The 10831-nt window shown below is 70.6% G+C and carries 9 protein-coding genes and 1 pseudogene; 6 read left to right on the top strand and 4 right to left on the bottom strand.

Going from position 1 to position 10831, the window contains the following annotated elements; genetic code table 11:
* Nucleotides 1-935 precede the first annotated feature (935 nt).
* Nucleotides 936-1193 (top strand): hypothetical protein, encoded by a 258-nt coding sequence (locus tag AB0M88_RS24110; RefSeq protein ID WP_364105790.1) that lies wholly within the window; start codon nucleotides 936-938, stop codon nucleotides 1191-1193.
* A 76-nt stretch (nucleotides 1194-1269) separates the two neighbouring features.
* Here the strand turns inward: AB0M88_RS24110 and AB0M88_RS24105 are convergent.
* Both AB0M88_RS24105 and AB0M88_RS24100 read right to left on the bottom strand, forming a co-directional pair.
* Nucleotides 1270-1537, bottom strand: a pseudogene (locus AB0M88_RS24105) (hypothetical protein); the annotation flags it as partial.
* Nucleotides 1538-2040: 503 nt separating this feature from the next.
* A complete protein-coding gene (locus AB0M88_RS24100) occupies nucleotides 2041-2178 on the bottom strand; it encodes a hypothetical protein (protein ID WP_364105787.1) in 138 nt (45 codons plus the stop codon).
* 212 nt (nucleotides 2179-2390) lie between these two features.
* Here AB0M88_RS24100 and yiaA point away from each other — a divergent pair, with 212 nt between their 5' ends.
* From yiaA to AB0M88_RS24075, 5 genes are all read left to right on the top strand, one after another.
* Nucleotides 2391-2846, top strand: a complete 456-nt coding sequence (yiaA, locus tag AB0M88_RS24095) for an inner membrane protein YiaA (protein ID WP_364105785.1) — start codon at nucleotides 2391-2393, stop codon at nucleotides 2844-2846.
* A 415-nt stretch (nucleotides 2847-3261) separates the two neighbouring features.
* On the top strand, nucleotides 3262-4266 hold the full coding sequence (locus AB0M88_RS24090) for a glycoside hydrolase family 11 protein (protein WP_364105783.1): 1005 nt from the start codon (nucleotides 3262-3264) through the stop codon (nucleotides 4264-4266).
* Between the two features lie 29 nt (nucleotides 4267-4295).
* Nucleotides 4296-5267: a polysaccharide deacetylase family protein gene (locus AB0M88_RS24085; protein WP_364105781.1), complete on the top strand. Its 972-nt coding sequence runs from the start codon at nucleotides 4296-4298 to the stop codon at nucleotides 5265-5267.
* 259 nt (nucleotides 5268-5526) lie between these two features.
* The gene (locus AB0M88_RS24080; RefSeq protein ID WP_364105779.1) at nucleotides 5527-6684 is read left to right on the top strand and encodes a cellulose binding domain-containing protein; all 1158 of its coding nucleotides are present in this window, start codon (nucleotides 5527-5529) and stop codon (nucleotides 6682-6684) included.
* A 33-nt stretch (nucleotides 6685-6717) separates the two neighbouring features.
* Nucleotides 6718-7338, top strand: a complete 621-nt coding sequence (locus AB0M88_RS24075) for a hypothetical protein (RefSeq protein ID WP_364105777.1) — start codon at nucleotides 6718-6720, stop codon at nucleotides 7336-7338.
* Between the two features lie 34 nt (nucleotides 7339-7372).
* On the opposite strand, the gene AB0M88_RS24070 is transcribed toward AB0M88_RS24075, so the two are convergent.
* Nucleotides 7373-8506 (bottom strand): helix-turn-helix domain-containing protein, encoded by a 1134-nt coding sequence (locus tag AB0M88_RS24070; protein ID WP_364105775.1) that lies wholly within the window; start codon nucleotides 8504-8506, stop codon nucleotides 7373-7375.
* Between the two features lie 100 nt (nucleotides 8507-8606).
* Nucleotides 8607-10829: an MMPL family transporter gene (locus tag AB0M88_RS24065; protein ID WP_364105773.1), complete on the bottom strand. Its 2223-nt coding sequence runs from the start codon at nucleotides 10827-10829 to the stop codon at nucleotides 8607-8609.
* Nucleotides 10830-10831 lie beyond the last annotated feature (2 nt).

Below are 10831 nucleotides of genomic sequence, written 5' to 3'. Positions count from 1 at the left end.
TGGGGGGCGGCGGTCAACAAACCGCATGAAAACCAATTTATTACTAACTGCCCCCCCCCCGCCCCGAATCCCTTGCATGGTTTAGGTCAGCAGGTTTGGCCTTTTAGGGTGGTTGCTGCTGCCAGGAGTTGGGGTTGCCTTTCGGGTCCCGTTGCGCTTTTGCGGGGCTTGCGGTCAGTGGGTATTCCGGGGGAGTTGGTCGGGCAGGCCGGGGTTTGCGCGGGGCTGGGGGGTTGTGCCGCGCCGGTTGCGAGAACACGTCCTGGGCCGGCCGGGGTTGGGCGAGGGCTGGGGCGGTGCGGTTTGCCGGTTGCGGGCCGTAGTTCCTGAAGCCTGGTGGTGGGTTGGGGGAGACGCTTTCCACGCGCTTTTTGGGCTTTGCGCGCGCGGGTTTGGGCCTTGTGTCCAGCGGCGGGTTGGAGTCGTCGGCGTTTGCGGGTGCGCTCGCCGGTCTGGGGGCGGAGCGCGCCTGGCATTTCAAGGGGGAGTGCGGCTTTGTCCTTAGGTTCTGCCGGCTAGCGAGGCTGGGTCAAGGATGTGAGGGCGGCCTACGTGTCCTACTCCACTGATCCAACGGGACGGTCTTTGACGGGATGGACGCTCCGGCGGAACCTGGGTCGTTGAGGTTTCACGGGCGGAGCGCGTCTCGTCATTTCGGAGGCGTACTGATCGCTGCCGGGCTGGGGTTGGCGGAGCCGGTGGGTGAGTCGGCGTGCTCCGGTCGGACGACTCGTCGAGCAGCGGGGGAAGCGGCGCATCGGCTCGGCTGAGGTGGTGGCCTTTGCCTTGGTCGAGCCACGCTCGAAGGTGTCGACGCCGAACTCGGCCAGGTTGGTCGGCGTTCGGTCGGTGGTCAGGTCGCGGTCTGCCTGGCGGCGTCGGTCAGGGCGGCCGGGTCGGTGACCTAGCGGTTGAGGTCGGCGCCTACGGCCGAGATGCGCTCCGAGCTGTGCGCGGGCATCTTCCCGGCCGGGTTGCCCGGCATGTGGCTGCGCTCGGCGAAGACCGGTGGCCGCGTCGACGATGTGGTCGAGTTGCCGGATGCGTTCGCGGGGGCTGCCGGTCGTCGGGCCGGCGAGGTCCAGCAGGCCGAGCGACTGCGGCATGAGGCGTTCGGGGGCGCCGGCGAGGTGCTGAAGCTGGTCGACCCGCGCGAATCTGGCGGCTGGCGAGCTGCTGGTCACGTGTTGTAAGCGCCGTTGAACGTCCACGACCTGCTCCGGATCGGCGGCCACGTGGTCCCACCGCCCCGGCCAGCGGTGACCGCGGCAGGGTGCAGACGACGTCGCGTACCTCCGGGGTGTCCAGGAGGCCGCCCAGGCCGACCACCTCGACCGGAAGGCCGCAGGGCCGCCTCGATCACCGGGATCTGGCTGCGGACGCGCACCAGGATCGGGCTGGTCGGGCGCTTCTCGACCGGGATCTCCTCGGGCATCGCCTCCCGCAGGCCGGCCGCGATCCGCCACGCGGTGAGCATCGAGTCGCCGATCCAGTCGGCCTCGTCGGCGAAGGTCGGCAGCAGTGCGCAGGCGACCGTGCGGCCACCGACACTCCCGGCCATCCGGCTGGCCGGAACCAGCCGGTGGGTGCGCGGCCTGGGTGAGCGTGGCCGGTGGGGGCGCGGCCCGGGTGACGGTGGCTGGCGGGGGCGCGGCCCGGGTGACCGTGGCTGGTGGGGGCGCGACCAGCGTGACCGTGGCTGGTGGGGGCCCGACCAGGGTGACCGCGATCGGTGGGTGCGCGGCCGGGTGAGCGCGATGGGTGGGCGGCGCGGCCCGGGTGGGTGCGGCCGGGTGGGTGCGGCCGGGTGGGCGCGGCCGGGTGCGCTCCCCGCGGCCGGGCTCGCGCGGGTCCCGACGGGGAGCTGCCGCAGCTCTCGATGCGCGGGAGCAAGACGCTTACGGCCGGACTCGCGCTCTCCCGATCATGGGCCGCTCGTCCAGGGCCGCTGGGACGCGCAGTCCAGCGGAAACGATGGTGTCGGCCGCAATGCCATCGTGCTGGCCTGGGCGCGGCTTCCGCACGGCCGGCCCGAGGCGGTTACGACTTGCTGGCCGCCGGGGCCATGTCGGCCAGCCGAGCGCTGCCGCGGAAATTGACGCGACGAAGATCTCCGGCCATCGCCGCAGCCTCTTCTGATCGAAATTTGGGGCCATCCACGGCCTCGACGAGATCCACACCGGTGTCGCAGGCACCTTACGCGGAGGCGAAAGATCATTCTCGGAAGTCGGGGCGAGGCTGGTGAGCCGGAAGTTTCCGGCCGGGGACTGAGTGGCGTTTTCCCTGGTGGGAGCCTATGTGAGTTGAGTAGGGCTACTCAGGGGCGACGGTGGGGGCGGGCGGCAGGCTTGGTCGCACCACCCCGGCATCCGATCCCTCGGAGGAATCTCATGGTTAACCAGTCGGCTTCGGCCAAGCCCACCGCCGCGTTTGTCGGCGCGTCGTGGGCTGTGCTTGCGCTTGGCGTCATCTCGTACGCGGTCGGGCTGTGGAATGCCGGCATGACCAAGAGCGAGAAGGGGTTCTATGCCGCGGTGTTCGTGCTCGGGGTCTTCGCGGCGGTGTCGTTGCAGAAGTCGGTGCGGGACGGGGCGGACGGGCTGCCGGTGACCGGGCTCTATCTCGGGCTGTCGTGGTCAGTGGTCGGGCTCGCGGTGCTGATGTTGACGGTCGGCCTCTGGAACAGCGGGATGGCGCTGAGCGAGAAGGGCTTCTACGGGATGGCGTTCGCGATGACGCTGTTCGCGGCGGTGGCGGTGCAGAAGAACGTGCGGGACACGCTGCAGTTCCGGGCGCCGGAGCACGCGTCGGGCTACCTCACCCGGCTTCACGGCATGTCCAACTGAGGTGAAGTTTCGGAGTTGGGGCGCCCAGCCTGGCTGATCGACTCGACGGCCGGTGGACACAGAGCGCGTTTAACCTCGGCGAACACGCCGTGGCGGCTCCGAAACTTTCGGAAACTAGCGGATAGCAATGACGGGCAGGTCCGCCGATCAGGCGGCGTCGTGATCGGGTCAATCGGCCTTGGGCTGCGAAGATACCGACCACGAGCGCCGCTTCTATTTCCGCAATATTTCCGAGAGTTGTTGACAAGATGTTGACGGCGGTCGAATACTTGCGCCATCGACGGGCATCAACTGCCGTCGATCCGGGTCACCACCGAGGCCCGGCGGTCCGGTCGCCTGACCGGCAATTTCCGCTGCGCTCAGACACCGGCCCGCGCCGGTGCGATTCGCGCTGCCCGCCCCCGAGGAGCAATGCATGACCGACATCCCCGCACCTCCGCGAAGACGCCGCCGCGGCCGGGTCCGCCTGCTGCTCGGCGGCGCCTGCGCGGTGGCCCTCACCGCCGCGTCCCTGCTGGTGCCCGGTGTGGCCAACGCGGCCATCACCTCCAGCCAGACCGGCACCAACAACGGCTACTTCTACTCGTTCTGGACCGACGGCGGTGGTTCCTCGTCCATGAACCTCGGCTCGGGCGGCAACTACAGCACCAACTGGAGCAACGTCGGCAACTTCGTGGCCGGCAAGGGCTGGAAGCCGGGCGGCCGGCGCAACATCAACTATTCGGGCAGCTTCAGCCCGAGCGGCAACGCCTATCTGTCGCTGTACGGCTGGACGACGAACCCGCTGGTCGAGTACTACATCGTCGACAACTACGGCACGTACAAGCCGACCGGCACCTACAAGGGCACGGTGACCAGCGACGGCGGCACGTACGACATCTACGAGACGACCCGCTACAACGCGCCGTCGATCCAGGGGAACGCGACGTTCAACCAGTACTGGAGCGTCCGGCAGTCGAAGCGGACCGGCGGCACCATCACGACCGGCAACCACTTCGACGCGTGGGCCCGCTATGGCATGAACCTCGGCTCGTTCGACTACCAGATCCTGGCCACCGAGGGCTACCAGAGCAGCGGCAGCTCCAACATCACGCTCGACAGCACAAGCGGCGGCGGAGGCGGCGGGGGCGGTGGCGGTGGTGGCGGCACGACCGGCGGCTGCAGCGCGACCCTGTCGGCCGGCCAGTCGTGGAGCGACCGCTACAACCTGAACGCCGCGGTGACCGGCTCCAGCAACTGGACCATCACGATGAACATCCCTTCTCCCGAGAAGATCATCGCCACCTGGAACACCACGGCGACGTACCCGTCCGCTCAGGTGCTGACCGCGAAGCCGAACGGCAGCGGCAACAACTTCGGCGTGACGATCCAGACCAACGGCAAGACGACCTGGCCGACCGTGTCCTGCTCAGCGGGCTGACGGCGTACCCGAAAAGAAGCGGAGGAATCATGCGTAAGCGAGTCATGCTCGCCGCGGTGGCCCTGGCCGCCGCCGCCGGCCTCGTCGGGATAGCGGCGGGCCCGGCCGACGCGGCGACCTGCAACGGCTATGTCGGCATCACGTTCGACGACGGACCGTCCAATGACCACACTCCGGCCCTGCTGAACGCGTTGAAGCAGAACGGCATCCGGGCGACCCTCTTCAACGAGGGCCAGTATGCGGCCGCCTATCCGGGTCAGGTCGCGGCCGAGAAGGCGGCCGGCATGTGGATCGGCAACCACAGTTATACGCACCCGCACCTGATCCAGGAGAGCCAGGCCCAGATCGACTCCGAGGTCTCCCGCACCCAGACGGCGATCGCCAACGCCGGGGGCGGCACGCCGCAGCTGTTCCGCCCGCCCTACGGCGAGACCAACGGGGCGCTGCAGTCGGTCGAGCAGAAGTACGGCCTGCGGCAGGTCATCTGGGACATCGACTCGCAGGACTGGAACGGCGCCAGCGTCGACGCGATCGTCGCCGCGAACGCCCGCCTCACCAACGGGCAGGTCATCCTGATGCACGAGTGGCCGGCCAACACGCTGGCCGCGATCCCGCGCATCGTGCAGGGCCTGACCAGCCGGGGCCTGTGCGCTGGCATGATCTCACCGCAGACCGGCCGCGCGGTCGCTCCCGACGGGAGCAGCGGCGGCGGTGGTGGCGGGGGCGGCGGGGGCGGCAGCTGCTCGGCGACCCTCTCGGCCGGCCAGTCGTGGAGCGACCGCTACAACCTCAACGTGACGGTCGCCGGCTCCAACACCTGGACCGTGACGATGAACATCCCCTCCCCGGAGAAGGTCATCGCCACCTGGAACACGACCGCGACCTGGTCGAGCGCCCAGGTCATGACCGCCAAGCCGAACGGCAGCGGCAACAGCTTCGGCGTGACGATCCAGACCAACGGCAAGACCACCTGGCCGACGGTCTCCTGCAGCCCGGCATAACCTTCCGGTCCGATTCGGCGCGGCGGCCTTTCCGGGCCGCCGCGCCTTTTTCCGTACGCGGTGAGCACCGTCCCAGCCCTTCGAGGAGCGTCAAAGTATTTGCAGTTATCGATGCAAGTCTTGTTCGGCGGGAACCCGCGCGCCTAACATCTCGGCCAAACCACATTGACGTCGGTGAAATGACGGAGGCCATCGTCGAAGCGCTTCGACGAATCGCTGAGCGCGCTGGCCTTTCACCGACCTCGGAGATTGGAACGAGATGCGAAAGCGAACACTCGGCCTGTCCGTGGCCGTCGCGACGATGATCGCGGCCGGCGCGGGCGTGGTGACGGCGCTACCGGCGTCCGCGCTCAGCGGCTGCACGGTCGGCTACACGATCAGCAGCAGCTGGCCCGGCGGATTCGGGGCCAACGTGACGGTCAAGAACCTCGGCGACGCGGTCAGCTCGTGGACGCTGACCTGGTCGTACGGCGCGGGACAGCAGGTCACCCAGGCCTGGAACGCGACCGTGACCCAGAGCGGGTCGCAGGTGACGGCCCGGAACGCCGGCTACAACGGCTCGGTGGCGACCAACGGGACGGCGTCGTTCGGCTTCAACGGCTCGTGGACCGGCAGCAATCCGGTGCCGGCCGCGTTCAGCCTCAACGGCGTGGCGTGCACGGGAAGCACCACCGGCACGACCCCGCCGACCACGGGCCCCACGACCGGACCGACGATCGGACCGACGACCGGGCCCACGACCTCGCCGCCGACCGGGGGCAGCGGCGTCCCGAGCGACGCGGCCTGGGTCGCCAGCGGGCAGTGGGACACGTGGACCAACAACGGCTACACCCTGAACAACGACGTGTGGGGTGGCGGGGCCGGGCCGCAGACGATCTGGGCGCGTACCGGCTCCAACTGGGGTGTCGTCGCCAACCATCCGCGGACCAGCGGCGTGAAGTCGTACCCGCACAGCGGCAAGACGCTCAACCGCCAGCTCAGCTCGCTGTCGTCGGTCAGCAGCTCGTTCAACGTGTCGGTTCCGGCCGACGGCGACTACGAGACCGCGTACGACATCTGGGCCAACAGCAACGCGTACGAGGTGATGATCTGGGCCAACCAGCACGGCGCGGTCGGCCCGATCGCCGAATCGTACGACTCGAACGGCGCCGTCCCGACGGCGCGCAACGTCAGCGTGGGCGGCAGCACCTGGAACGTCTACCGCGGCTCGAACGGCGCCAACGCGGTCTACTCGTTCGTCCGCACCAGCACCACGACCGCGGCGACCGTCGACGTGCTGGCCGTGCTGAACTGGCTGCGCACCAACGGCTGGTGGGCCGACGTCACGATCGGCGACATCCAGTTCGGTTTCGAGCTGAGCGGCACCGCCGGCCAGTCCAACTTCACCAGCAACAACTTCACCCTGACCTACGGCTGATCCATCGACGCCCGGCCCCCTTAGACTCCCGCCGTGACTTCAACGCGGCGCCGGGTGCTCGACGGGGGCCTGGCGGCGGCATCCGTCGTCGTGCTGCTGGTGTTCCTTCTGACGCTGCTCGACCGCGGCGACATGCAGCACGTCGCCCTCCAGCGTCTCTACCACCCGGTCCTGAGCCTCGCCCTCGGCGGTGCGCTGATGCTGGGTGCCTGCGTGCGCCGCGGGGTGCCCACCGGCTGGCGGCTGGCCGGCGTCCTCGCGGGCGGCCTCGCGCTGGCGCTGGCCGTGCCGCTCGGCTTCCTGCGGCTGGTCTTCCCGCCGGAGCACGAGGTCGGGGTCGAGGCGTCGTCACCGGACTACCAGGTGGTGGCCTACCGGGTCTCGGCCGGCCTGACCGCGCCGCACCGGATCCGGCTGGTGCTGCGCACCCGCGAGGGGCTGGCCAGCCGGGAGAGCGACATCGAGATGGCGTGCTTCCAGGACAACGAGCGGGGCGACCCGGCGGCCGACTGGTTCCTCGGCCGGGTCGAGTTCGCCGCCCCGCACACGGTCCGGTTCGTCGCCGCGTCCGGAGCCGGGTGGACGGTCGACTTCGACCCGGTCACCCTCGAGCCGGCGGGGGCGGTCGACCAGTGTCCCAACGTCGCACCGTGAGCACGCCGGCCGGTGGCCCCCGTGGGCGAGTGTCCTAACCCGGCTGACCCAGCCAGGTCCGCAGGGCCCACCACCAGCGGACCGTCTCGGTCACCGGGGCACCGCCCGCGTCGTTGAAACCGGTCAGCTCGTGCAGGCGGCGCAGGCGATAGCGGACCGTGTTCGGGTGCAGGTGCAACGCGGTCGCGGTGCGGTCGAGCCGCTGACCGCGGTCGAGGAAGGCCAGCGCGGTCGACACCAGGTCGCGGTGGAACGGGTCGCCGGGGTCGAGGCCGGCGAGCAGGTCCTCGCTGAGGAAGCCGGCCAGCAACGGCTGGGCGGCGAGGGCGGTCTCGCCGGCCAGGTCGGTCACGCTGCGCACCCCGGCGGCCCCGCCGGCCAGGCCGGCGGTCAGGGCGGTCACCCCGAGACGATAGGCGTCGGGCGCCTGCGCGAGGCGTACGGCCGGGGTCGTCACCACCAGCACGCCCGGCTCGTCCCGCGTCGTCGGGGGAAGGCGGGGGGTCAGCCCGCTGAGCCGGCCGCCCACCGGGGCGAGCACGCCGCCGCACCGGGCGTACGTCTGCTCCATGGCCCGCACCCGGCCCGGCTCGGCGGCGTCGGAGACCACGCAGTGGAACCGGCCGGCCGGGGCGAGCCCGAACTGGGCCGGGTCGAGGGCCGGGCCGTCGTCCGGTTCGTCGAGCAGCAGCCGGCGCAGGACCTGGATGCGGTCGGCCCGGGCGTCGTGGTCGAGGTCGCGTTCGGCGGCCCGGTAGCCGTCGATCACGTGGTGTTCGAGCGCGGTGCCGAACTTGTCGAGCTTGAGCAGGGCCGCGAGCAGCACGTCGTACGGGATCCCGGCCGATCGCCCGCGGTTGATGGCGATCTCGAGGATGCGGCTGCGCCCGGCGTGGACGCCGGAGAGCAGGCCGGCCACCGGCACGCCGAGGGCGGCCCGCTCGGCGCCGAACCGGAACGCCGAGGTGAAGTCGGGGTCCTCGGTGGAGTCGTGCGAGAACGCGGCGAAACCGGCCGCCATCAGCGCGGCGACGTGGCGGCGGCTCTCGGCCCACGGCAGGCGGGCCACCTCGGGGAAGTCGGCCCGGGCCGCGCCGACCACGTCGTCGATCAGCTGCTGGTCCTCGGCGAGGTCGTGGACCAGAGCGTCGAGAGCATCGGTGGCCATCGCGATAACCGATCGACAGGGGTCGTTGAAGGCCCTGATGTTACCGAAAAGTAAAACCCCCGGCCGCGGGGCAGCGGCCGGGGGTCGTTTCTCCTGCCGGTCAGGGAGCCCCGACCAGTTCCGGCGTCGCGGGGACCTCGTCGTCCGGCCGGGCGACGTGCTTGCCCGAGGTCGGCCGCATGAAGCGGGGGGCCCACCAGTTGGCGTTGCCGAGCAGGGTCATCAGGGACGGCAGCACGACCGCCCGGATGATCGTGGCGTCGAGCAGGATCGCCGCGGCCAGGCCCACGCCCAGCTGCTTCATGTCGATCGTGCTCAATGTCGCGAAGATCGCGAAGACCGCGACCATCACGATGGCGGCGCTGCTGACCACGCCGGCCGAGCCGCTGATGCCCTGGGCGACCGCCTCCCGGGTCGGCACGCCGCGCAGGACCGCCTCGCGGATCCGGCTGACCACGAAGACGTGGTAGTCCATCGACAGGCCGAACAGGACCACGAACAGGAACAGCGGCAGCCAGGCGACGATCGAGTCCATCGACGTGAACCCGAACAGCTTCGGGGCCCAGTCACGCTGGAAGACCAGCACCAGCAGGCCGTACGAGGCGGCCGCCGAGAGCAGGTTGAGCACGATCGCGGTCGCCGCGACGACCAGCGAGCGGAACGTCCACGCCATCACCAGGAAGGTCAGCACGAGCACGAATCCGGCCACGATCGGCAGGGTGTGCCAGACGTGCTTGGCGTAGTCGACGGTGGATGCCACGTCACCGCCCACCGCGTACTCGGCACCGGGAAGGCCGCCGAGGGCGGCCGGCACCAGGGTCCGCCGGAGGTGGTCGAGCGACTGGGTGGCCTGGTCGCTGCGGCCGGAGAACGGCGTCGCGACGGTGAGCATCGAGATCGTGTGGTCCGGCGAGACCTTGATCTCCGGGCCGGTGGCCTCGAGCTTGGCGAACAGCGGGTCCTTCTGGGTGCTGTCGGCCAGCCTGGTCAGGGCGGCCCGCACGGCACCGGCCGAAGCGGCCGGGGCCTTCACCACGATCAGGTGGGTGGTGCCGTTGCTCGGGTACGCCGCCGACAGCCGGTCGTACGCCTGCATGGCCGGGGTGGTGCGCGGCAGGTCCTCGGTGCCCGGGAACTTCAGCTTCATGCCGAGCGCCGGGGCGGCCACCGCGAGCAGGGCGAGCACGCTGACCAGCAGGGTGGCCAGCGGCCAGCGCAGGGCCGGGGTGAGCAGCCGGCGCCAGACCCGGCTGCCCTCTTCGGCGCCGAGGCGGCGGGTGCTCAGGCGCCAGAGGAACGGCACGCGGGGCCGGTCGACCCAGCGCCCGAGCTTGGCCAGCAGGGCCGGCAGCACGGTCAGCGAACCGATCACCGCCACCGCGACGACCAGGATCGAGCCGACCGCGAGCGAGGAGAAGGTGGAGTCGCCGGCCAGGAACAGCCCGGACATCGCGATGACGACCGCGGTGCCGGAGACCACCACGGCGTGGCCGGAGGTGGCCGCCGCGACCTCGACCGCGTCGACGTGGCCGCGTCCGCGGGCCCGTTCCTCGCGTTCCCGGCGCACGTAGAACAGGGAGTAGTCGACGCCGACCGCCATGCCGATCAGCAGGATCACGCTGCTGGTCACGTCGCCCATCGGCACCAGGTGCGAGGCCAGCGTCGAGAGGCCCATCGCGGCGATCACCGAGGACAGCGCGAGCAGCACCGGCACGCCGGCCGCGATCAGCGCGCCGAACGCGAGGATCAGGATGGCCAGGGTGACCGGGAGGCTGAGGACCTCGGCCCGCTGGAAGTCCTTGCCCAGCGTGTCGTCGAGCGCCTTGTTGATCGACGGCCCGCCGACCTCCTCGACCCGCAGCCCGGGGTGCGCCTGCTGGATCTCGGCGGTGGCCGCGAGCAGCGGCTGGACGCGGTCCGAGGCGGTGTCCGGGTCGCCGCTCATGGTCAGCGGCACGAGCAGAGCCGAGCCGTCCTGGGCCGGAACCGGCTTCTCGACCTTCTCGACGCCGGTCACGGTGGCGAACTTAGACGCGACGTCGGCCGCGACCTTCTGGGCCGCGCCCTGGTCGAGCGCGCCGCTCCGGGCGGTGATCAGCACGTTGTCGACCGCCGGGGCGTCACCGAACCTGCCCTCGTCGACCATCACGTAGGCGCGGCCGGACTCGCCGATCGCGTCGTCCTGCGCGGTGGCCTTGACCGTGCCGGCCGCGTTGCCGCCCACGAAGCAGATGGCCACGAAGACTATCCAGAGCGCGATCGCCCGCCACGGGTGTTCGGCGCTCCACCGTGCCATGCGTACCGTCACCGGTCGCTTGCCCATTT

The sequence above is a fragment of the Actinoplanes sp. NPDC051411 genome (assembly GCF_040682075.1).
In the GTDB taxonomy this organism is placed as follows: Bacteria; Actinomycetota; Actinomycetes; order Mycobacteriales; family Micromonosporaceae; genus Actinoplanes.
The sequence above is the reverse complement of the archived record's forward strand: the minus strand, read 5'-3'. Positions and strand labels throughout refer to the sequence as shown.